Raw genomic sequence first — 22765 nt, forward strand, 5'->3', positions numbered from 1 at the left:
GCCCGGTTACATTCCGAACCCGGAAGCTAAGCCTTACAGCGCCGATGGTACTGCAGGGGGGACCCTGTGGGAGAGTAGGACACCGCCGAACAAATATTAAAAAAGGCCCACACCTTACGGTGTGGGCCTTTTTGTTTTCTCAGACCAGATGAGGCTTGCCCCTCCGAGAGGGACATGCCTTACAGACGTCCCGCCGCTTTCAAGGCCAGATAGGCGTCCGCCAGCGCCGGCGCCAGGTCGTCCGGGGTCGTATCGACGATCGTTACTCCGTGACGGCGCAGCTGCTCGGCTGTGCGTTGCCGTTCTGCCTGGGCCTGTGCCGCTGCGGCGGCCTCGTACACGGCCTCTGGGTTTCCGCGTGCTTTGGTCATGCCGGCGATGTGCGGATCCGCGACCGATGCCACGAGGACCGTATGGCGCTGGGTGAGCTGGGGGAGTACAGGAAGCAGACCTTCTTCGACCGGCGCCGCGTCCAGGCTTGTCAGAAGGACGATCAGGGCGCGGCGCGGCGCCGTACGCAGTGCCGTGGCCGTGAGGCCGCGCGCGTCGGTTTCGATGAGTTCGGGTTCCAGGGTGGCCATCGCGTTGACCAGGGACGGGAGGACGTCTCCCGCCGTGCGGCCCTGGACGAGGGTGCGTACGCGGCGGTCGTATGCCAGGAGGTCCACGCGGTCGCCCGCTCGGGACGCGAGGGCGGCCAGGAGGAGGGCCGCGTCCATGGAGGCGTCCAGCCGGGGAGCGTCGCCCACACGTCCTGCTGAGGTTCTGCCGGTATCCAGGACCAGCAGGATGTGGCGATCTCGTTCGGGACGCCAGGTGCGGATGGCGACCGTGGACTGACGGGCTGTGGCGCGCCAGTCGATGGAGCGGGTGTCGTCACCGGGGACGTACTCGCGGAGGCTGTCGAACTCGGTGCCTTCGCCTCGGGTCAGGACGCTTGTTCGGCCGTCGAGTTCGCGTAGGCGGGCCAGTTTGGAGGGCAGGTGCTTGCGGCTGGTGAACGGGGGCAGGACCCGTACGGTCCAGGGAACCTTGTGGCTGCCCTGGCGGGCGAACAGGCCGAGCGGACCGTACGAGCGGATGGTGACGCGGTCAGCCTGGCGATCGCCCCGGCGCGTGGGGCGCAAACGGGTTGTGACGCGGCGGCGTTCGCCCGCGGGAATGGTGAGCTGGTGACGGGAGGCGGCCACCTCCGTGCCGGGCTGCCAACTGCTCGGAGGCCAGGCGTCGCGGAGGTGGGCGCGCAGGGGGCGGTTGGACGGGTTGGTGACGGTGAGAGTGACGTCCGCCGTTTCGCCCAGGCGTGCCGAAGTGTCGCCGGAGCGGGTCAGGCCGAGGCGGCGTACGGGCGCGGCGAGGGCGAAGTCGCAGGCGCACGCCAGGGCGAGCGGGGCGTTCACGGCGAGGATGCCCGCCCAGCTGGGTTCCCAGATGCCGACGGGGAGGGAGCCGAGAGCCGCGAGGAGCGCGGCGCGTCCGGTGAGTGCCATCAGCGGGGGACAGGGACGTGGGTGAGGATCGCGTTGATGACCGAGTCGGCGGTCACGCCTTCCATCTCGGCCTCCGGTCGGAGCTGGACGCGGTGGCGGAGGGTCGGCAGGGCGAGGGCCTTCACGTCGTCGGGGATGACGTAGTCCCGGCCGGTGAGCCAGGCCCAGGCGCGTGACGTCGCGAGGAGGGCCGTGGCGCCGCGCGGTGAGACCCCGAGGGTGAGAGAAGGGGATTCGCGGGTGGCGCGGCAGATGTCGACGACGTAGGCGGTGATCTCGGGGGAGACCGTGGTTTTGGCGACCGAGGCGCGGGCGGCTTCCAGATCGGCGGCGTTCGCTACGGGGCGTACGCCGGCGGCGCGCAGGTCGCGCGGATTGAAGCCTTCCGCGTGGCGGGTGAGGACGTTGATCTCGTCCTGGCGGGACGGGAGCGGGATCGTGAGCTTGAGGAGGAAACGGTCCAGCTGGGCCTCGGGGAGCGGGTATGTGCCCTCGTACTCGACGGGGTTCTGGGTCGCGGCGACCAGGAACGGCTCCGGCAGTGGACGTGGGGTGCCGTCGACGGTGACCTGACGTTCCTCCATGGCTTCCAGCAGGGACGACTGGGTCTTGGGCGGGGTGCGGTTGATCTCGTCGGCGAGGAGCAGGTTGGTGAAGACCGGGCCTGGCTGGAAGGAGAACTCGGCGGTGCGGGCGTCATAGACGAGAGACCCGGTGACGTCGCTCGGCATCAGGTCAGGGGTGAACTGGACGCGCTTGGTGTCGAGTTCGAGGGCGGACGCCAGGGTGCGGACGAGGAGTGTCTTGGCGACGCCGGGGACTCCTTCGAGGAGGACGTGGCCGCGGCAGAGCAGGGCGACGACAAGGCCGGTCACCGCGGGGTCCTGGCCGACCACGGCCTTGGCGATCTCGGCGCGCAGGGCTTCCAGGGAGGAGCGGGCGGCGCCCGGGTCCCCGGCGTACCCGGCGTTGTCAGTGGTCGGGTCCATCATGGACGGCGTACCTCTCTTTCGAGGGCGTCGAGTTGGTCGGCGAGGGCGGTCAGGCTTGCGTCGTCGCCGGGTGGTGGGCCGAAGAGGAGGGCGTGCAGGGCCTGTCCGTCTGCGTTGTCGAGGTGGGCGGACAGGGAGGGGAGCAGGGCCTCGGGCGTGTGCGCCTGGGCGAGGGGGACGCCTACGAGGGAGGCGAGGCGGGTGCGGGTGGTGGAGCGCAGGGCGGCGGACGCGCGGTCGCGGGCGTTGGCCTTGCGGTAGAGGCGGGCTCGTCCTTCGACGGTTTCGGAGGCGCGGATCGCGACGGGAAGGCGTTCGGGTACGAGGGGGCCGAGTCGGCGTGCCCTCCACAGGGCGGCCAGGGCGCCGGCGACGAAGAGCTGGAGTGTGCCCCAGAGCCAGCCCGAGGGGAGCAGGTCGAGGAAGCCGCGCTCGCCGTTTTCAGTGAGGGCGTCGTCGGACAGCGAGGGGAGGTACCAGACCAGATGGGGACGCGAGCCGAGGAGTTGGAGGGCGAGCGAGGCGTTGCCGTGCTCGTCGAGGCTGTCGTTGTAGAGGATGTCGCGGGCGCCGAGCACGATGGTGTCGCCGCCTCCCTGAGGTGCCGGCAGACGTACCAGGCTGGGCAGGCCGTCGCTGGGGTAGCAGGTGTCGGCGTCCGGGTCGGCCGTGCGGTAGCGGATGCCTCCCGTGTCGGCGGTACCCGCTCGGCGGGCTGCCGGGAGGTCGCAGCGCGGGGAGAGCGTCGAGTCGAGGCTTCGTGCCCGGTCGGCGCTCACACCGGGGGCGAGGGTACCGATGGAGGGGGTGTCGGGGGCGAGCAGGATCGTACGGCCGCCGGAGCTCCGGGTCGCCGCGTGGAGCTGGGTCTGTTGGCGGTCCGTCAGCAGGTCGGGGACGGCGACCAGGAGGGTGGTGTCGGGGCCGGCCGCGGCGCGGGCCTCGTCGAGGGTGGTGACCATGCGCGTGGACACACCCCGGTCGTCGAGGAGTTCGGCGATCGCGCGGCTGCCGTAGGGGTCGGCCGAGCGCGGGTCGAGCATGCCGTGCTGGGAGGTGGAGCGGACCGAGGCGATGGCGACGGCCGCCGCCAGGAGGAGGACCAGCGCGAGTACGACACCTCGCGCGCGGGTCCACACCTGGCGGGCGGTGGGCGAGGAGGAGGTGGAGTCCTCGGTGGTCGGGAGCGTGACCTCGGTGGTCATTCGGCGGCTCCCCGGCGTGCGCTGTCGGCCGTCTCGGTCGTCCTGGCCGTGCTGTGGGCGCTGTTGGTCAGCACGGGCTTGGTGCGCTCCAACTCGTCGTCGAGGGCAGTGAGACGGCGGTATGTTCCTTCCTCCGCCGACCTGCCACCGTATGTGACGTCGTCGAAGTCCCGGGCGGCCGCGCGCAGTCGTTCCGCGTGGGCGGGGAGCGCGCGGCCGGCTTCGGAGGCGGCCTCGTCGGCGGTGCGGCCGGGGCGTACGTCGAGCAGGGCGCGTTCCTCCAGGGAGCGCACGACGGCGCGCATGCGTTCCTGGACGGCCTGGTTCCAGTGGCCCTGCGCGGCGTGCGCCTCGGCGGTCGCGCGGTGCTCGGCGGCGCTGCGGGGGCGGTCGTCGAAGAGCGTGGCGGACGATGTGGGGGTGCGCTGGGGGGTCCCCAGGCGCCACCAGAGTGCGCCGAGGAGCGCGAGAACCACCAGGACGATGACGACGAGGCCGAGCGTGCCGCCGGGGGTGGCGGCGGACGCGGCGCCGAACAGCTTGTCGAGCCATTCCCAGAACGCGTCCAGGGCGCGCTGGAACCAGCTGGGGTCGTTCTCGTGGTACATCCGCTTCGACAGCTCCCGCCTGGCCGCCTCGCGGGCGGGGTCACGCGGTGTGGTGAGCGGCGGCGCGTCGTCGGACATCGGCAGCGCCAGGACCGCTGTGCGAACTCCCCCCGTCATGCCGTCAGCTCCCTGGAGTCGTGCCCGGCGAGTCGGTGCCGTAGGCGTTGATGCCGGCGGCGCGTGCCAGGTCGAGGTCGAGGGCCTCACGGCGGATGCGCTGGTCGATGTAGAGCAGCACGGTGACGCCCGCGGTGATGGGGAACGTGAGCATCGACCCGATCACCGAGCCGACTCCGCTGACGATGAGGAACGTCCAGCCGACCTCCCCGGTGCTGTCGAGGAAGCCGGAGAGGCCGCCTCCGCTGAGTGCCCCGGCGATGAAGGTGAACGGGATCACGATGATCGACGCGAGGATGTTGGCGATGAGCGCGGCGAGCAGTTGGATGCCGAAGACCCGCCACCAGGAGCCGCGCACCAGCTTCGCGGAGCGGCTCATCGACTTCAGGATTCCCTGCTTCTCCAGCATCAGGGCGGGCGAGGCGAGCGAGAAGCGGATCATCAGCCACAGGGCGACGATGCCGGCTGCGATTCCGCCGAGGACCGCAAGCGCGGCGCCTCCACCGCTTTCGCCCGCGGCGGCCACGAGGGCGCCGGGCAGGATGCCGACGCTGACGAGGGCGATGGCGATGAGGGGCAGCAGGAGGGTCAGGCCGAACAGCCTGGCCAGCTGGGGCCGGGCCTCGCGCCAGGCCTCCGCCGTGGTCACGGGCTTGCCGAGCACCGCGCGGCTGGTCACGGACGTGAGCAGGGCGGTGGCCACGATGGTGCCGAGCAGACTGATGAGCAGGACGACGGCCGAGCTGATCAGGGTGGTGCCCAGGGCGCGGGTCAGTTCGTCGAGCGAGGCGCTGGGGTCGTTGAGGGCCTCGGAGCCGGCGGTGTCGTTGAGGACGAGGCCCTGGAACAGGATGACCGCGATCTCCGTGACGACGGCGACAGTCAGCGAGATGCCGAGGACCGTGCGCCAGTAGGTGCGCATGGTGGAGACCGCGCCGTCGAGGATCTCGCCGACGCCGAGGGGGCGCAGCGGGATCACGCCGGGCTTGGCGGCGGGCGGGGGACCGCCCCATGCTCCGCCCCAGCCTCCGGGACCGCCGTATCCGGGCGGGCCCCAGCCGCCGTGACCGCCGCCCTGGCCTCCGTAGCCTCCGGGGCCGCCGGGCTGCTGGCCGCCCCAGCCCGGGCCGGGGGGAGGGGGTGGCGGAGCCTGGCCGGGGCTTTGCGGGCTGGGAGCGGACCACTGGCCGGGAGGAGGCTGGTCCTTGGACCACTTCGACGGGGGCTCCGACGGGTTCGAGCCACTCTGGTCCGGCTGCTCCGGGGGCTGGGCGGCGGCGGAGCCGGCGGGTTCCTGGCCGTCCGAGGGGGCGGATCCGGGCGAGGCCCAGCCCGGAGTGTCTTTCATCGTCGCTCCTTCACGATGCCCTTCCGCGGTCGCGGTGGCAGGTTGGCGCCCATCGTGCCACGGTGCGTCCGTCAAGTGACCAGGGGTGGTGCGGGCTGTGCACCTTCAATTGTCCGCCCGGTAGGGGGCAGACTGGACGGATGGCTGATCAGCAGGCGCAATCCAGCGACGACAACCGGCCGACGGAGATCCCCGCGATCCGTTGGGACGAGCCACCCGAAGGCCCCGTTCTGGTCCTGCTCGACCAGACCCGGCTGCCGGCCGAGGAGGTCGAGCTGGTGTGCACGGACGCGCCCGCGCTGGTGGAGGCGATCCGTACCCTCGCGGTCCGCGGGGCGCCGCTGCTGGGCATCGCGGGGGCGTACGGCGTCGCGCTCGCCGCCGCGCGTGGGTTCGACGTGGAGGATGCGGCCGCCGGGCTGGCGGGTGCCCGGCCGACCGCGGTGAACCTTGCTGTGGGTGTGCGCCGGGCCCGGGACGCGTACCGGGCCGCGCTCGCCCAGGGCGGGGACCAGAAGCGGGGCGCGGAGGCCGCGCTCACGGCGGCGCGGACGCTGCACCAGGAGGATGCCGAGGCGAGTGCCCGCATGGCCGGGCACGGGCTGGCGCTGCTCGACGAGTTGCTGCCGGGTGGCGGGCACAGGGTGCTCACGCACTGCAACACCGGTTCGCTGGTGTCGGGCGGGGAGGGCACGGCGTTCGCGGTGGCCCTCGCGGCGCACCGGGAGGGGCGGCTGCGCCGGCTGTGGGTGGACGAGACGCGGCCGTTGCTGCAGGGCGCCCGTCTGACGGCGTACGAAGCGGCGCGCAGCGGGATGGCGTACACGCTTCTCACGGACAATGCGGCGGGTTCGCTGTTCGCGGCGGGGGAGGTGGACGCGGTGCTGGTCGGAGCGGACCGGATCGCGGCCGACGGCTCGGTGGCGAACAAGGTGGGGACGTATCCGCTCGCGGTGCTGGCCCGGTATCACCATGTGCCGTTCATCGTGGTGGCGCCGGTGACGACGGTGGATCCGGACACCCCCGATGGCGCGTCCATCGAGGTGGAACAGCGGGCCGGGCACGAGGTGACGGAGATAGCGGCGCCCCAGGTGCCGGTGGCGGGAGCGGAGGCGGGCGGTGGGATTCCTGTGGCACCCCTGGGAACCCAGGCGTACAACCCGGCGTTCGACGTGACCCCGCCGGAGCTGGTGACGGCGATCGTCACCGAGGAGGGCGCTGTGTCGCCCGTGACCGCCGAGGCACTTGCCGAGCTGTGTGGCAGGTCACGCCAGGTAACGATCGAGTCAAGGGGATGATGCCGCGCTGACCGACGACGAAGGCCCCTCCACCTGCGACTATCCGCACGGAGGGGCCGTGACGTCCAAGCGCAGCTCCTGGCCAAGGCCGCTACGCCGACCTCAGCGGTACCCTCCGAGCCGGAGGGGTCATGGACATGCGAGCCGCTGCTAGAGCAACCCGTCGACAGCTGAGCCGGTTGCGGGGCCGATGGGGGATGCTGCTGCTCATCGCCAGTCAGCTCTACCTGTCGCGAGGGTTCTGGGCCCAGGCAGCGCACGGCAACCCCATCGCGCTGGGCAGCATGACCCTCGCAGCGGCCATCCTGGGATGGGCCATCTTGTACCGGATTCGGTGGGCCGAACGGTCACCGGAGCCCCCGACCCTTTCTGCCGACCAGGTGAGCGGCGAGTAGGTCCGGTGCGGGGCCGATGCCCCCTGCTTGGGCATGGAGGCTCCGTCGATCGTGTGGGCAGACTGACCAGGCGGACACCACCTGACGTCCGTTACTGACATCAACATCCACGCACACGGGCAGACACCGGCGGTTGCCTACGGCTAACGTCACAGGTCCGTGACCTCCCTCACCACCCGCTTCGGTCGCGTTATGAGAATGGGATGATGTCATTCATGAAGGGACGAGTCCTTGTCGTCGACGACGACACCGCACTGGCCGAGATGCTCGGCATCGTGCTGCGTGGTGAAGGTTTTGAGCCGTCTTTCGTAGCCGACGGCGACAAGGCGCTGGCGGCGTTCCGGGAGAGCAAGCCCGATCTGGTGCTGCTCGACCTGATGCTTCCCGGCCGGGACGGCATCGAGGTGTGCCGCCTGATCAGGGCCGAGTCCGGGGTGCCGATCGTGATGCTCACGGCCAAGAGCGACACGGTGGACGTGGTGGTCGGGCTGGAGTCCGGTGCCGATGACTACATCGTGAAGCCGTTCAAGCCGAAGGAGCTCGTGGCCCGTATCCGGGCGCGGCTGCGCAGGTCGGAGGAGCCGGCGCCGGAGCAGCTCGCCATCGGCGACCTCGTCATCGACGTGGCCGGGCACTCCGTGAAGCGGGACGGGCAGTCGATCGCGCTGACGCCGCTGGAGTTCGACCTGCTGGTCGCGCTGGCCCGCAAGCCGTGGCAGGTGTTCACGCGCGAGGTCCTGCTGGAGCAGGTCTGGGGCTACCGCCACGCGGCGGACACCCGTCTGGTCAACGTCCACGTGCAGAGGTTGCGGTCGAAGGTGGAGAAGGACCCGGAGCGGCCGGAGATCGTGGTGACCGTCCGGGGCGTCGGGTACAAGGCGGGGCCGAGCTGACATGAGCGGAGACAGTGCCGCTTCGGCGCCCGGCCAGCCGGGGACCCGCGCCGGGCGGCCTGTCGGCCGGAAGACGGCGGGGGCCGGCTGGGGGCGCCTCCTCGACGGCGGGCTGCTGCAGGGCGGGATCCACGGCAGCCCGGTTCTGCGTCTGTTCCTGCGCTGGGTGCGCCGTCCGCTGTTGCCGGTGATGCGGTTGTGGCGGCGCAACATCCAGCTCAGGGTGGTAGTGACGACCCTGCTGATGTCGCTGGGCGTGGTCCTGCTGCTGGGCTTCGTCGTCATCGGACAGGTGCGCAACGGACTGCTGGACGCCAAGGTGAAGGCGTCGCAGAGCCAGGCCACGGGCGGCTTCACGGCCGCCGCTCAGCGGGCCGACAGCGCGGCGACCGCGGCCGGGAACGACAGCCCCGCCCCGGACGGCGAAGCGGTGAGGAACGTCAGCGAATGGATGAGCACCCTCGTGAAGTCGCTCTCCAGTGGCGGCCAGGGCGCGTTCGACGTCGTGACGCTCAGCAGCAGCGGAGCCGGTGACGCCCGTGGGTTCGGTCCCCGTGCCTCCGGCGGGGTGGAGCCGACCCTCAGCGTGCCCGAGGACCTGCGCGATCGTGTGGACGACGGCGCGGGCGCGGCACAGAGCTACACGCGCGTCGTGTACGAGGTCGGCACCGGCAAGGAGTCGCAGCCCGCGCTGGTCATCGGCAAGCAGGTCAACGATCCGTACGGCAACCCGTACGAGCTGTACTACCTCTTCCCGCTCAGCCAGGAGGAGAAGTCGCTGAGCCTGGTCAAGGGGACGCTGGCGACGGCGGGACTGTTCGTCGTCGTGCTTCTGGGGGCCATCGCCTGGCTGGTGGTGCGCCAGGTCGTCACGCCCGTGCGGATGGCGGCCGGGATCGCCGAGCGGCTGTCCGCGGGCCGCCTTCAGGAACGTATGAAGGTCACCGGTGAGGACGACATCGCGCGGCTCGGTGAGGCCTTCAACAAGATGGCGCAGAACCTGCAGCTGAAGATCAACCAGCTGGAGGACCTGTCGCGGATGCAGCGGCGGTTCGTCTCCGATGTGTCGCATGAGCTGCGCACCCCGCTGACCACGGTCCGTATGGCCGCCGACGTCATCCACGAGGCGCGCGTCGACTTCGATCCGGTGACGGCGCGGTCGGCGGAGCTGCTCGCCGACCAGCTGGACCGGTTCGAGTCACTGCTCGCGGACCTGCTGGAGATCAGCCGGTTCGACGCGGGCGCGGCGGCCCTGGAGGCCGAGCCGATCGACCTCAGGGAGGTCGTGAGGCGGGTCGTCAGCGGTGCCGAACCGCTCGCCGAGCGCAAGGGCACGCGGATACGGGTCGTCGGCGATCAGCAGCCCATCGTGGCCGAGGCGGATGCCCGGCGCGTGGAGCGGGTGCTGCGCAATCTCGTCGTCAACGCCGTGGAGCACGGGGAGGGCAGGGACGTCGTGGTCAAGCTGGCCTCGGCGGGCGGCGCCGTGGCGGTCGCCGTACGTGACTACGGGGTCGGGCTCAAGCCGGGCGAGGCGACCCGGGTGTTCAGCCGCTTCTGGCGTGCGGACCCGGCACGCGCGCGTACCACCGGTGGTACGGGTCTGGGGCTGTCCATCGCCCTGGAGGACGCGCGGTTGCACGGTGGCTGGCTGCAGGCGTGGGGTGAGCCGGGCGGCGGTTCCCAGTTCCGGCTGACGCTGCCGCGGACCGCGGACGAGCCGCTGCGCGGATCCCCGATACCCCTCGAACCCAAGGACTCGCGGCGCAACCGGGGACTCGGCGAAGCCGGTCCGTCCCGTGGTGGTGGCAGCAAGCTCGCCACTGTCCCGCTGCAGTCCTCCGGGGAGAACGTCCAGGTGAGGGCGTCCATAGGGCTGCGGTCGACGGGGGCGACGCCCACCGTGGACCTGACGGCGCTGCCCGGCGACGGGGCACGTGTCGTGCCCCGGCCCACCGGGCCCGTCGACCGGCCGGCGGACCCGGCCGAGGGGACGGCGGGGGACAGCGAGGAACAGCCGCCGCAGGGCGGTGCGCAGGGACACGAGCAGGGGGAGGCATTCCGTGGGCGCTGACCGCGAGAAGCGCGGCCGTCGGCGGGGGATGCGCGTGGGGGTGTACGTCGGCTGCGGTGCCGTACTGCTGTCCGGGTGCGCCTCGATGCCGGACAGCGGGGACCTGCGCGGTGTCGAGTCCACGCCGCGACAGGACGCGCAGGTGCGGGTCTACGCGCTGCCGCCGCGCGAGGACGCCCGGCCCTCGGAGATCGTGCAGGGCTTCCTGGAGGCCCTCACCAGCGACGACCCGAACTACGAGACGGCCCGCATGTACCTGGCCGGCAGGGCACGCTCGGACTGGAAGCCGGGAGAGTCCACCACGGTCCTCGCCGAGGCGCCGAACGCCCTGGTCGAGCCCTCGGGGACCAGGGAGGCCGACGGTGACTTCCTCTACCGGCTGACCGGCCACGAGGTCGCCCGGGTGGACGCGCAGCACGCTTACGAGCCCGCCGACGCCGACTACAACGAGACCGTGCACCTGACCCAGGTGAAGGACTCCAAGGGCACCAAGCAGTGGCGCATCGACCGGCTGCCGCCGGGCGTGGTGATGGGCAGGTCGGACTTCCAGCGCACCTACGTGTCCGTGAACACGTACTACTTCACCTCGTCCGCGCAGTCCGGTCAGCTGGGTACCGTGGCCGATCCGGTCTATGTGCGCCGTGAGGTGGACCCCGTGACGCAGACGGTCCGGGCACTTCTGAAGGGCCCGACCAGCTGGCTGAACCCGGTGGCGCGGACGAGCTTCCCCTCGGGCACCGCCCTGAAGAAGGGCGTCAAGTCGCTCACGCCCGACGACCAGAACAAGCTCGTCGTCCCGCTGAACGGCAAGGCGGACCATGTCGGGCGGGGCAAGTGCGACGAGATGGCGGCGCAGCTGCTGTTCACGCTCCAGGACCTGATGCCCACGGGGGTGAACGAGGTGGAGCTGCAGCGGTCGGACGGTACGCAGCTGTGCGTGCTCGACGAGAGCAGCGCCTCGCGCGGCGCGGACAGGCCCTCCGAGTTCGAGTACTTCATCGACGGCGAGGGCAGGCTCGTCCGGATGCTCGCGAGCGGTGCCGACCGGGAGCCCGAGCCCGTTCCCGGCGCCCTGGGCGCCGGTGAGACACAGCTCCGGTCGGCTGCCGTGGAGCGCGACGAGGACCGGGCGGCCGGGGTGTCGAAGGACGGCAGCGCGCTGTACGTCGGGTCGCTCGCCTCGGGCGGTTCGCTCGGCGACCCGGTGGTGCGCAGCGAGGGGCCCTCCGAGGACGACCGGCTGACGACACCCAGCTGGGACGGAAGAGGCGATCTGTGGGTGGCCGACCGCGATCCGGACAACCAGCGGCTGCTGGTGCTGCACGACGGTGCGGGCGATCCGCTGAAGGTGACGACGCCGCAGCTCGACGGGCGCATCGAGGCGGTGCGCGTGGCCGCGGACGGGGTACGGATCGCGCTGATCGTGGAGAAGAGGGGCAAGCGGGCCCTGTACATAGGGCGGATCGAGCGGGAGTCCGACTCGGGTCGTGACACAGCGGTGTCGATCGTCGCGTTGCGTTCGGCCACCCCCCAGATGGAGGAGGTCACGGCCATGTCGTGGGCCGGGGACAGCCGGCTTGTGGTGGTGGGGCGTGAGTCCCGCGGTGTGCAGCAGGTGCGGTACGTGCAGGTCGACGGTTCCGTGCCGGACGGCCCTCAACCCGTGTCGCTCACAGGAGTGAAGGAGATCGCCGCTTCCGAGGACGAGCGGCTGCCACTGGTGGCCCATTCGGAGGACGGCATCGTGCGGCTGTCGTCCGGCGCGCAGTGGCAGAAGGTGGTCAGCGAGGGGTCGGCGCCGGTTTACCCGGGGTAGCGGCGGCTTGCGTACGTTCTCGGTCGCCGTGGCGGAGAGTTGTCCCGACGGTTGTCCACAGGCGGTTGTCCACAGGGGTGGCCGGGTCGCGCCGGGATTGGCACAGTGGTGGGCATGCGCGGGTGGTGGCAGGACCTCACCGACCTGGTGCTGCCGGCCGAGTGCGGAGGCTGCGGGACGCCTCGCACGGTGCTCTGCCCGGAGTGCCGAGCAGCTCTGAGCGGCGCCGCACCGCGCCGGGTGCGACCAGTGCCGGAACCGCCGGGGCTACCCGTCGTGCATGCGGCGGCCCGGTACGAGGACGAGGTACGGGCGGTGCTCCTCGCTCACAAGGAGCGGGGCGCGCTGACGCTCGCGGCGCCTCTCGGAGCGGCCTTGGCAGGGGCCGTACGGGCGGGGCTGGGCGAGGCGGACGGTGTGCCGGGGCGTGTGCTGCTCGTGCCCGTGCCGTCGGCGCGCACGGCAGTGCGATCACGCGGGCACGACCCCGCGCGGCGGATCGCGCTCGCAGCCGCAGGCGAGCTGCGGCGCACCGGGACGCCGTCCCGGGTGGTCGGTGTGCTGAGGCAGCGCAGGGCCGTGGCCGACCAGTCGGGCCTCAACGCGTCGCAGCGGCTGGACAACCTCACGGGCGCCCTGGAGGTGGCGGGCGGGGGAGGCCGGTTGCTGGCGGGGGGCCGGGTCGTGCTCGTCGACGACCTGATGACGACGGGCGCCTCGCTGAGGGAAGCGGCGCGTGCCGTACGGGCAGCGCTGGAGGAAACGGCTGTGTACGGCGGCGTGACAGGGGAAGTAAGAGCGCAACGGATCGCGGGTGCGACCGCGGCGACCCCCGTGAGGTCGGTGCGGTGGGCCGGCAGGGAGGCGGTGGACCACAGCCGAACAGCACCGGGAAAGGCGGCTGGGAACGGTGCCGTATACACGGTCCGTGCGGCGGTGGTCGCTGCCTCACCGGAATCTTTCCAATAATCCGGAACTGAGAGAGAACTTGCGTCGTTGCAGGTAACGAGAGGGTCAAATCACCTGAACGGAGGTACGTCGCAGTAGAGGGTGACGACATCCGTCCGGGCGAGATATGTTCGGTTGTGAGGGAAAGGCAGTGGCCGTTCCTCGCAAATCCGAATGCCGTGCTGCGGGTTTTCTGTAATCACCCGCGACGACAGGGTGGAGATCTCGTCCATGGGGGAGGAGGAGGTGGCAGTCACCAAGTCCGAGGCTCCGGGACGTACCGGGGCCTGGTGATGCACAAGGGAGACGCTCCGCACTGGCGCGGGGCGATCCGGGAACGGAGTTCTGCGTGGACATCGTCGTCAAGGGCCGCAAGACCGAGGTGCCCGAGCGGTTCCGCAAGCACGTGGCCGAAAAGCTGAAGCTGGAGAAGATCCAGAAGCTCGACGGCAAGGTGATCAGCCTCGACGTCGAGGTGTCCAAGGAGCCCAACCCCCGGCAGGCCGACCGGTCGGATCGAGTGGAGATCACGCTCCACTCCCGCGGTCCGGTGATCCGGGCGGAAGCCGCGGCCAGCGATCCGTATGCGGCGCTCGACCTGGCGGCGGAGAAGTTGGAAGCCCGGCTGCGCAGGCAGCACGACAAGCGTTTCACGCGCCGTGGAGCCCGACGGCTCACGGCAGCCGAGGTCGCCGACCATGTTCCGGGCGTGGCGACGCTGAACGGGAACGGCAAGGCCGTCCACGAGGAAGAGCAGCCGGACGACGTTCCCACCAAGAAGATCGGCTCGCTGGAGGTCAAGGGTGAAGGCCCCCTCGTCGTCCGCGAGAAGACCCACGTCGCGTCCCCGATGACTCTCGACCAGGCGCTCTACGAGATGGAGCTGGTCGGGCACGACTTTTATCTGTTCATCGACTCCGAGACCAAGGAACCCAGTGTCGTCTACCGGCGGCACGCCTACGACTACGGCGTCATCCACCTCAGCACCGACCCGATGGTGACCGAAGGGCGTTCGGCTGCCGCGGGTGGTGCGCTCGGCGGCTGATCTCGCCGGGTGACAGCCGATCCGGGTGCCCCTGGAGCGCGCGTGTGCGCCCCCGGGGGCACCCGTGTGCGACCCCTCGATGCACCGCTCTGTCACCGCTTCGCAGCCCAGGCATGAAATCATGGCTGAACCGGCCCCAACCGGTGGGCTGTTGCCTTTTGGTTGGCGATGGCACAGAAACACAGGCCACGGCCTTCTAGGGGGAGGAACGATGGCGGACAGCTTCGGACCGATGCGTGACGAGGATGCCGACGGCGGCGTCGTCGGCATGGGCCCGGAGGCGGGCTCCCCACGCAAGGAGCCCATCCGGGTGCTCGTCGTGGACGACCACGCGCTCTTCCGCCGCGGTCTGGAGATCGTGCTCGCGGCCGAGGAGGACATCCAGGTCGTGGGCGAGGCCGGTGACGGGGCGGAGGCGGTCGACAAGGCGGCCGACCTGCTGCCCGACATCGTGCTGATGGACGTGCGGATGCCCAAGCGCGGCGGGATCGAGGCGTGCACCTCCATCAAGGAGGTGGCCCCCAGCGCGAAGATCATCATGCTGACGATCAGTGACGAGGAGGCCGACCTCTACGACGCGATCAAGGCGGGCGCGACCGGCTATCTCCTCAAGGAGATCTCCACGGACGAGGTGGCCACGGCCATCCGCGCGGTCGCCGACGGGCAGTCGCAGATCAGTCCCTCCATGGCGTCGAAACTGCTCACCGAGTTCAAGTCCATGATCCAGCGGACCGATGAGCGCCGACTCGTGCCGGCGCCGCGGTTGACGGACCGGGAGCTCGAAGTCCTCAAACTCGTGGCGACCGGAATGAACAACCGTGATATCGCCAAGGAGTTGTTCATCTCCGAGAACACGGTGAAGAACCACGTGCGCAACATCCTGGAGAAACTGCAGCTGCACTCCAGGATGGAGGCCGTGGTGTATGCGATGCGGGAGAAGATCCTCGAGATCCGGTAGGAGTGCCGCGGTACCTGAGCGCGGTACCTGAGTACGGGGGTACCGGGGGTACGGGCCTCGGTGGGGGTCAGGCGAGGGCGCGGTCCAGTTCCCTTGTGAGGGGTTCGCGCAGCTCCGGGGTGTCCATCCGCTCCACGCGTACGTCCGTGCAGTCCACCCAGCTCGCTGCCTCTCGCAGGGCCTGGGCCACCGCGGGGACTGCTTTGGGGCCCACGAGGTTTATCTGCTTGGCGACCAGGGTGCGGCCGTCGCGAGCCGGATCGACACGGCCGACGAGCTGGCCTCCGGCGAGGACCGGCATCGCGAAGTAGCCGTGGACACGCTTCTGTTTGGGGACGTAGGCCTCCAGACGGTGGGTGAAGCCGAAGATGCGTTCGGTCCGGGCCCGCTCCCAGATCAGGGAGTCGAACGGGGACAGCAGCGTCGTACGGTGGCGGCCGCGCGGTGCCGTCTCCAGGGCAGCGGGATCGGCCCAGGCGGGCTTGCCCCAGCCCGCGACGGTCACCGGGACCAGGCCCGAGTCCGCGATCACCGCGTCGACCTGCTCGGCCTTGAGGCGGTGGTAGTCGGCGATGTCCGCCCGCGTGCCCACGCCCAGGGCCTGGCCGGCGAGGCGGACCAGGCGGCGCAGGCACTCGGTGTCGTCCAGCTCGTCGTGCAGCAACTCGTCCGGGATCGCGCGCTCGGCGAGGTCGTACACCCGCTTCCAGCCGCGGCGTTCGACGCAGACCACCTCGCCGTACATCAGGGCCCGCTCGACGGCGACCTTCTCGCCGGACCAGTCCCACCACTCGCTGGTCCGCTTCGCCCCGCCCAACTCCGTGGCGGTCAGGGGCCCTTCCGCGCGGAGCTGCTTGATGACGCGGTCGTACGCGCCGTCCGGCAACGCGTGGTTCCAGTGTGGGCGGGCGCGGTAGGCGCGGCGGCGGAACGCGAAGTGGGGCCACTCCTCGATGGGGAGGATGCAGGCGGCGTGCGACCAGTACTCGAAGGCGTGCGGGCGTGGCGGGGTCGCGCCTCCCGGTGCGGTCGACCAGTACGCCCTGTCCACCGTCTTCCGGCCCACCGCGCCGAGGCGGGCGTACGGGATGAGCTCGTGCGAGCGGGCCAGGACCGAGATGGTGTCGAGCTGGACCGCGCCCAGATGCCGCAGCACGCCCCGCACTCCGCCCTTGCGGTCGGGGGCGCCCAGGAAACCCTGGGCCCGCAGGGCGATGCGGCGGGCCTCGTCGGCGGAGAGTTCAGCGGTGGGGCGCGGCAGGGTCGTCATGGTCCCGCACGATAGGGGGTGCCACTGACAACGGGGCCCGAGCTCGGATTTCCCGGTGAGCAAGCCCACGAAAGCTACGACTGCCCCGGCACGTACGGTGCCGTCGACGGCAGGCCCAGGTCCGAGGGGAGGAGGGAGGCCACCCAGCAGTCGCGGCGTACGCCCTTGTTGTCGATCGCGGAGCGGAGGGTGCCCTCAAGGGTGAAGCCCGCCTTCTCGGCCACCGCGCGGGAGGCCGTGTTGCCGACCTCCGCGCGCCATTCCACGCGGTCGATGGCCGCGGCGGTGAAGGCCCAGCGGGAGACGGCGAGGGTGGCCTCGGTGATGTAGCCGTTGCCGCGGTGCTCCTTCGCCGCCCAGAAGCCGATCTCACCGGTGCCGAGCGAGCGCATGGTGAGGCCGAGCATGCCAGCCAGCTCCCCGGAGGGGAGGAAGACGCCGAACGTGTACATCGAGGAGTCCGCCCACCCGTCGGGCGCCATCCGGCCGACGAACTGTTCCGCGTGCTCGCGCAGGTACGGCGACGGGATCACGGTCCAGCGCTGGATCTCGGGGTCCTGCGCGGCCGCGTACACCGCGTCGGTGTCGTGCGGGCCCACCGTGCGCAGGAGGAGCCGGTCGGTGGTCAGGGTGACGGGGTCCATCGGGCGATTCTGGCCCGGTGGGCGGAGTGGCGCCATCCTTTTCGCCGTCGGGCCGGCCGATGTCGGGCCGGTCGTTTGTCGGGTAGGTCGATGCCGGGCGCGGTCGGCCCGTGCCCGGTCAGTCGGATCTCTTTTGATGCGCGCGTTGTTCGCGGTGTGTGAGGGACTGGTCACAATTCACGCATTTCGCGGACGGAACGCGGCACCATCCGTCTCGCGCGTCCGTTGTCCTGGTGGCTGTCACGGCCAGACCTCCCGGCACGGCCGGGTCCTCGCTTACGATGGCCGTTGCTCAACTGGTATTGAAGCTGTCATTGAAGCTGTCATTGGAAAACCGACCGTCCCAGGCCCGATCGGCAAGGAGACAAACCCCCGTGTCCGTCCTCTCGAAGATCATGCGTGCAGGCGAAGGCAAGATCCTGCGCAAGCTGCACCGCATCGCGGACCAGGTCAACTCCATCGAAGAGGATTTCGTCGACCTCTCCGACGCCGAGCTGCGGGCCCTCACCGATGAGTACAAGCAGCGCTACGCCGACGGCGAGAGCCTCGACGACCTGCTGCCCGAGGCCTTCGCGACCGTCCGCGAGGCGGCCAAGCGCGTCCTCGGCCAGCGGCACTACGACGTGCAGCTGATGGGCGGCGCCGCCCTCCACCTCGGCTACGTGGCCGAGATGAAGACCGGTGAGGGCAAGACCCTGGTGGGCACGCTGCCGGCGTATCTGAACGCGCTGTCCGGGGACGGCGTGCACCTGATCACGGTCAACGACTACCTGGCCGAGCGCGACTCCGAGATGATGGGCCGCGTCCACAAGTTCCTGGGCCTGAGCGTCGGCTGCATCCTCGCCAACATGACGCCGGCCCAGCGCCGCGAGCAGTACAACTGCGACATCACGTACGGCACGAACAACGAGTTCGGGTTCGACTACCTCCGCGACAACATGGCCTGGTCGAAGGACGAGCTCGTCCAGCGCGGCCACAACTTCGCGATCGTCGACGAGGTGGACTCCATCCTCGTCGACGAGGCCCGTACGCCGCTGATCATCTCCGGCCCGGCCGACCAGGCCACCAAGTGGTACGGCGACTTCGCCAAGCTGGTCACGCGCCTCAAGCGCGGCGAGGCCGGCAACCCGCTGAAGGGCGTCGAGGAGACCGGCGACTACGACGTCGACGAGAAGAAGCGCACGGTCGCCATCCACGAGTCCGGTGTCACCAAGGTCGAGGACTGGCTGGGCATCGACAACCTGTACGAGTCGGTGAACACGCCGCTGGTGGGCTACCTGAACAACGCCATCAAGGCGAAGGAGCTCTTCAAGAAGGACAAGGACTACGTCGTCATCGACGGCGAGGTCATGATCGTCGACGAGCACACGGGCCGTATCCTCGCCGGCCGCCGCTACAACGAGGGCATGCACCAGGCGATCGAGGCGAAGGAAGGGGTGGACATCAAGGACGAGAACCAGACGCTCGCCACGATCACCCTCCAGAACTTCTTCCGCCTCTACAACAAGCTCTCCGGCATGACCGGTACGGCGATGACCGAGGCCGCCGAGTTCCACCAGATCTACAAGCTCGGCGTCGTCCCGATCCCGACCAACAAGCCGATGATCCGCAAGGACCAGTCGGACCTGATCTACCGCACCGAGGTCGCCAAGTTCGACGCGGTGGTCGACGACATCGCCGAGAAGCACGAGAAGGGCCAGCCGATCCTCGTCGGTACGACGTCGGTCGAGAAGTCCGAGTACCTCTCGCAGCAGCTCTCCAAGCGAGGCATCCAGCACGAGGTGCTGAACGCCAAGCAGCACGACCGTGAGGCGACGATCGTCGCCCAGGCCGGCCGCAAGGGCGCCGTGACGGTCGCCACGAACATGGCCGGCCGTGGTACGGACATCAAGCTCGGCGGCAACCCCGAGGACCTCGCCGAGGCGGAGCTGCGCCAGCGCGGCCTCGACCCCGAGGAGCACATCGAGGAGTGGGCCCACGCCCTGCCCGACGCCCTGGAGCGGGCCGAGCAGGCCGTGAAGGCCGAGAAGGAAGAGGTCGAGGAGCTCGGCGGGCTCTACGTGCTGGGCACCGAGCGGCACGAGTCGCGCCGTATCGACAACCAGCTGCGCGGTCGTTCCGGCCGTCAGGGCGACCCCGGCGAGTCCCGCTTCTACCTCTCCCTGGGCGACGACCTGATGCGGCTGTTCAAGGCCCAGATGGTCGAGCGCGTGATGTCGATGGCGAACGTCCCGGACGACGTGCCGATCGAGAACAAGATGGTCACGCGCGCGATCGCCTCCGCCCAGTCGCAGGTCGAGCAGCAGAACTTCGAGACCCGTAAGAACGTCCTGAAGTACGACGAGGTCCTCAACCGCCAGCGCGAGGTCATCTACGGCGAGCGGCGCCGCGTCCTCGAGGGCGAGGATCTGGACGAGCAGATCAAGCACTTCATGGACGACACGATCGACGCGTACATCAGCGCCGAGACCGCCGAGGGCTTCGCCGAGGAGTGGGACCTCGACCGGCTGTGGGGCGCCTTCAAGCAGCTCTACCCGGTGAAGGTGACCATCGACGAGCTGGAGGAGGCGGCCGGCGACCGCGCCGGGCTGACCGCCGAGTTCATCGCCGAGTCCATCAAGGACGACATCCACGAGCAGTACGCGGCGCGTGAGGCGCAGCTCGGCTCCGAGATCATGCGCGAGCTGGAGCGCCGGGTGGTCCTGTCGGTCCTGGACCGCAAGTGGCGTGAGCACCTCTACGAGATGGACTACCTCCAGGAGGGCATCGGCCTGCGCGCGATGGCCCAGAAGGACCCGCTGGTCGAGTACCAGCGCGAGGGCTTCGACATGTTCCAGGCCATGATGGAGGGCATCAAGGAGGAGTCCGTCGGCTACCTGTTCAACCTGGAGGTCCAGGTCGAGCAGCAGGTCGAGGAGGTTCCGGTCGAGGACGCGAAGCCGTCGCTGGAGAAGAAGGAGGACGCGGTGCCGGCCCAGGCGGGTGCCCGTCCCGAGATCCGCGCCAAGGGCCTGGAGGCCCCGCAGCGCAGGGAGCGGCTGCACTTCTCCGCGCCCACCGTGGACGGTGAGGGCGGCATCGTCGAGGGCGACTTCGCCGAGGACGAGCCCGTCCGCTCCGAGGCCGACGGCCTCACGCGCGCGGAGCGCCGCAAGCAGGCCAAGGGCGGGCGGCGCCGCAAGAAGTAGCGGATACGCTCGGCGGGACAGCCGTGTGGAGGGCTGGGCACTTGAGGGTGCCCGGCCCTTTTGCGTGCGCGCGGGTGGTCGGTGGCCGGTGGTCGGTGGTCGTGTGGTCGGTGGCCGGTGGTCCGTGGTCGTGTGGTCGGTGGTCGTGCGGTGGGTGGCCGTGTGGTCAGTCGTCGTCCGTGTCGGGCATCCTCGGGCCGCCCAGTTCCACGGCTGCGCAGCGCCAGCGGTTGTCGGGTCCGTGTTCCAGGCGGAAGGCCATGGCGCGGAGCTGGTCACCGGCGCCGATGCGGGCGAAGACCTCGAGGGCGCCGGGGCGGGGCTCGAAGTAGCCGATGTCACGGACGACCGGGCGGGTGCCGCGGGTCGTGCGCAGGGGGCCGCGCTCGGCGAGCCAGGCCAGTTCGTCGTACGCGCGGCCGACGGTGTGGCGCAGCATGCTGTGGACCGGACGCTGACCGCTCAGGACCGCCAGCAGGAGTTCGGCGAAGTGGTCGGTGGGGCGCAGCTGGGGAGGGACGGGCCGGAGTGGGGCCGCGCCGGGTGGCGTGGAGCGGACGCGGCTGCCGAGGAGCGCCGCGCCGGCCGCCGCGGCGGAGCCCGCGCCGGGGGCCGTGGAGGGGCGGCTGCGGCCCGGAGCCGTGCGGGTCGGGGTGCCGCCGGGGCGGCGGGTGTCGTGCCGGACGGGCGGGCGGGTGCCGGTGTGACGCCGAGTCCTGGTCATGACCTTGTTCATGGGAGTCCCCGATCCGTTCCGTGCGCCGACCGCTTCTTGGTACCGGTCGGTAACTTCGCTGTCGGGGATCTTGTACGGGGTCGGAGGAGGGCGCCGCAACGAAGACGGGGCTGTGTCGGGGCGGCCGGAATCTTCACCTATCAGGGTGGTTCGCAGGGGCGGAACCCTTGGGCGTACGGGGGTGCACCGGGTGATCCGGGAGCGGTGGGTGGACGCCGTGGACGACCCGGGTGGGAACCCGATGGGGGACACCCGCACGTATCCTGGGGTGACTCACCGGAGGTGCGGGACCACGGACCGGTCCTGCCGGAGCCTCCCCCGTGCCCTTCCGGTGGCCGTTCCTGACCACTCCCGCCTTTTCCCGACTACGAAAGCGGCTCGTCATGCGCGTCTACGTCCCCCTGACCCTTCCCGGTCTCGCCGAGGCGTACAAGACGGGTGAGCTGGGAGAGGGGCTGTTCGCCGCGTACGCCGTCACGCCCGCTCTGCGCGAGTGGTACCTCTCCGACGACATCGAGGAACTGGAGTACGCGGCCCTCAGCCGTGCCGCCCTCGCCTCGCTGCGGCTCCTCGCGGTGGAGCCCGGGGTGGCCCGGCGGCGGGTGGTCGTCGCCGTCGACGTCGCAGACGGGGCCGCCGTGGCCGATCCCGACCGAGGTCTCGATCCGGCGGCGCTCGGGGAGGTACGGGTCGCCGGTCCGGTCCCGCTGGCCAAAGCGGCGGCCGTGCATGTCGACTCCGACGAGGCGGAGACCGATGTGGCCGCCGCCGCGGACGCGCTGGGCGCGGCCGATCAGGGTGACGACGACGCCCAGTTCGTCGTGGACGGCGCCGAGGACCACGAGCTGCTGTGGTTCGCCACGCAGGAGATCGCCAGCCTGGTGGGACTGGGGGACTGACCTGCGGCGACCGGTCCGCTGGTTCGACCGGACCGGTCCTGCGCACCGGCGTGAGGCAGCCACACACCGGCGTGCGGTGTGTGGTCACGGTGCGTTGTCAGTCGTGCCGGGTACGTTCTTGGTATGGGGAAGCACGGAGCAGCGCACATCGTCTGGGACTGGAACGGGACCCTGTTCCACGACAACGAGGCGATCATCGGGGCGACGAACGCGGCGTTCGCGGAGCTGGGCATCGAGCCGCTCACGCTGGAGCAGTACCGGGCGTTGTACTGCGTACCGGTGCCGAAGTTCTACGAGCGGCTGATAGGGCGGCTGCCGACGGACGAGGAGTGGGAGATCATGGACGAGGTCTTCCACCGGTACTACGCGGAGCACCGCACGGCCTGCGGGCTGACCGCTGGTGTGCCGACGCTGCTCGCGGACTGGCAGTCGGCGGGGCGCAGTCAGTCGATCCTCAGCATGTACGGGCATGAGGAGCTGGTCCCGTTGGTGCGGGGGTTCGGGATCGAGCCGCACTTCCTGCGCGTCGACGGACGGACCGGGCCGTCCGGGGGCAGCAAGGCCGAGCACATGGTCCGGCACGTGGGCGCGCTCACCGGTGTGGAGCCGGCCAGGGTGGTCGTGATCGGGGACGCGGCCGACGACGCGGTGTCCGCGCGGCACGTGGGCGCGCAGGCGGTGCTGTACACCGGGGGCTCCCACAGTCGCGCCAGCCTCGAGGTGGTGGGGGTGCCCGTGGTGGACACCTTGGAGGAGGCGGTCGCGGAGGCCGAGCGGTTGGCGGCCTGACGGCTGTCGGCCGGGTGGCCGTTGGCCTCCGTGCGGCTCGTCATCAAACGCC

General features: G+C 70.6%; 19 protein-coding genes and 1 rRNA gene. 12 read left to right on the forward strand and 8 right to left on the reverse strand.

What is annotated here, in order from left to right:
- A 5S ribosomal RNA gene (gene rrf, locus ACZ49J_RS32915) occupies positions 1–91 on the forward strand; the annotation flags it as partial.
- Positions 92–179: 88 nt separating this feature from the next.
- Here the strand turns inward: rrf and ACZ49J_RS32920 are convergent.
- From ACZ49J_RS32920 to ACZ49J_RS32940, 5 genes are read right to left on the reverse strand one after another with little or no spacing between them, the layout of a single operon-like run.
- Positions 180–1490: a DUF58 domain-containing protein gene (locus ACZ49J_RS32920; RefSeq protein ID WP_467450242.1), complete on the reverse strand. Its 1311-nt coding sequence runs from the start codon at positions 1488–1490 to the stop codon at positions 180–182.
- On the reverse strand, positions 1490–2479 hold the full coding sequence (locus ACZ49J_RS32925; RefSeq protein ID WP_467450620.1) for an AAA family ATPase: 990 nt from the start codon (positions 2477–2479) through the stop codon (positions 1490–1492). The genes ACZ49J_RS32920 and ACZ49J_RS32925 overlap by 1 nt, the downstream gene beginning before the upstream one ends.
- On the reverse strand, positions 2479–3687 hold the full coding sequence (locus ACZ49J_RS32930; protein ID WP_467450244.1) for a DUF4350 domain-containing protein: 1209 nt from the start codon (positions 3685–3687) through the stop codon (positions 2479–2481). Before ACZ49J_RS32930 ends, ACZ49J_RS32925 begins: the two co-directional genes overlap by 1 nt.
- Entirely contained in the window at positions 3684–4412 is a 729-nt protein-coding gene (locus tag ACZ49J_RS32935; RefSeq protein WP_467450245.1) for a DUF4129 domain-containing protein, read from the reverse strand. Before ACZ49J_RS32935 ends, ACZ49J_RS32930 begins: the two co-directional genes overlap by 4 nt.
- 4 nt (positions 4413–4416) lie before the next feature.
- A complete protein-coding gene (locus ACZ49J_RS32940) occupies positions 4417–5760 on the reverse strand; it encodes a DUF7847 domain-containing protein (RefSeq protein WP_467450247.1) in 1344 nt (447 codons plus the stop codon).
- Between the two features lie 140 nt (positions 5761–5900).
- Here ACZ49J_RS32940 and mtnA point away from each other — a divergent pair, with 140 nt between their 5' ends.
- The 8 genes from mtnA to ACZ49J_RS32980 all read left to right on the forward strand — a co-directional run bounded on the left by mtnA (position 5901) and on the right by ACZ49J_RS32980 (position 15187).
- A complete protein-coding gene (gene mtnA, locus ACZ49J_RS32945; protein WP_467450249.1) occupies positions 5901–7058 on the forward strand; it encodes an S-methyl-5-thioribose-1-phosphate isomerase in 1158 nt (385 codons plus the stop codon).
- 197 nt (positions 7059–7255) lie between these two features.
- A complete protein-coding gene (locus tag ACZ49J_RS32950; RefSeq protein WP_467450251.1) occupies positions 7256–7453 on the forward strand; it encodes a hypothetical protein in 198 nt (65 codons plus the stop codon).
- Positions 7454–7656: 203 nt separating this feature from the next.
- The gene (gene mtrA / locus ACZ49J_RS32955) at positions 7657–8346 is read left to right on the forward strand and encodes a two-component system response regulator MtrA (RefSeq protein ID WP_187284748.1); all 690 of its coding nucleotides are present in this window, start codon (positions 7657–7659) and stop codon (positions 8344–8346) included.
- A gap of 1 nt (position 8347) precedes the next feature.
- Positions 8348–10420: an MtrAB system histidine kinase MtrB gene (mtrB, locus tag ACZ49J_RS32960; protein ID WP_467450255.1), complete on the forward strand. Its 2073-nt coding sequence runs from the start codon at positions 8348–8350 to the stop codon at positions 10418–10420.
- Positions 10410–12236: an LpqB family beta-propeller domain-containing protein gene (locus ACZ49J_RS32965; RefSeq protein WP_467450256.1), complete on the forward strand. Its 1827-nt coding sequence runs from the start codon at positions 10410–10412 to the stop codon at positions 12234–12236. The genes mtrB and ACZ49J_RS32965 overlap by 11 nt, the downstream gene beginning before the upstream one ends.
- A 114-nt stretch (positions 12237–12350) precedes the next feature.
- Positions 12351–13205: a ComF family protein gene (locus ACZ49J_RS32970; RefSeq protein ID WP_467450258.1), complete on the forward strand. Its 855-nt coding sequence runs from the start codon at positions 12351–12353 to the stop codon at positions 13203–13205.
- 328 nt (positions 13206–13533) lie between these two features.
- Entirely contained in the window at positions 13534–14229 is a 696-nt protein-coding gene (hpf, locus tag ACZ49J_RS32975; protein ID WP_467450259.1) for a ribosome hibernation-promoting factor, HPF/YfiA family, read from the forward strand.
- A gap of 211 nt (positions 14230–14440) precedes the next feature.
- Positions 14441–15187, forward strand: coding sequence for a response regulator (locus tag ACZ49J_RS32980; RefSeq protein WP_152790099.1), 747 nt, complete (start codon positions 14441–14443; stop codon positions 15185–15187).
- A 67-nt stretch (positions 15188–15254) separates the two neighbouring features.
- Here the strand turns inward: ACZ49J_RS32980 and ACZ49J_RS32985 are convergent, their stop codons facing one another.
- Positions 15255–16457 carry a winged helix-turn-helix domain-containing protein gene (locus tag ACZ49J_RS32985; RefSeq protein ID WP_467450262.1) on the reverse strand — a complete coding sequence of 401 codons (1203 nt, stop codon included), beginning with the start codon at positions 16455–16457 and terminating at the stop codon, positions 15255–15257.
- A 74-nt stretch (positions 16458–16531) separates the two neighbouring features.
- Entirely contained in the window at positions 16532–17101 is a 570-nt protein-coding gene (locus tag ACZ49J_RS32990; protein WP_467450263.1) for a GNAT family N-acetyltransferase, read from the reverse strand.
- A gap of 374 nt (positions 17102–17475) precedes the next feature.
- Here ACZ49J_RS32990 and secA point away from each other — a divergent pair, with 374 nt between their 5' ends.
- Positions 17476–20289, forward strand: coding sequence for a preprotein translocase subunit SecA (gene secA, locus ACZ49J_RS32995; protein ID WP_467450264.1), 2814 nt, complete (start codon positions 17476–17478; stop codon positions 20287–20289).
- Positions 20290–20455: 166 nt separating this feature from the next.
- Here the strand turns inward: secA and ACZ49J_RS33000 are convergent, their stop codons facing one another.
- On the reverse strand, positions 20456–21025 hold the full coding sequence (locus ACZ49J_RS33000; protein WP_467450265.1) for an Rv3235 family protein: 570 nt from the start codon (positions 21023–21025) through the stop codon (positions 20456–20458).
- A gap of 383 nt (positions 21026–21408) precedes the next feature.
- Here ACZ49J_RS33000 and ACZ49J_RS33005 point away from each other — a divergent pair, with 383 nt between their 5' ends.
- On the forward strand, positions 21409–21924 hold the full coding sequence (locus ACZ49J_RS33005; protein ID WP_467450267.1) for a DUF6912 family protein: 516 nt from the start codon (positions 21409–21411) through the stop codon (positions 21922–21924).
- Positions 21925–22047: 123 nt separating this feature from the next.
- On the forward strand, positions 22048–22713 hold the full coding sequence (locus ACZ49J_RS33010; protein ID WP_467450269.1) for an HAD family hydrolase: 666 nt from the start codon (positions 22048–22050) through the stop codon (positions 22711–22713).
- The last annotated feature ends 52 nt before the right edge of the window (positions 22714–22765 follow it).

The organism is Streptomyces sp. NPDC030840, from assembly GCF_055572015.1.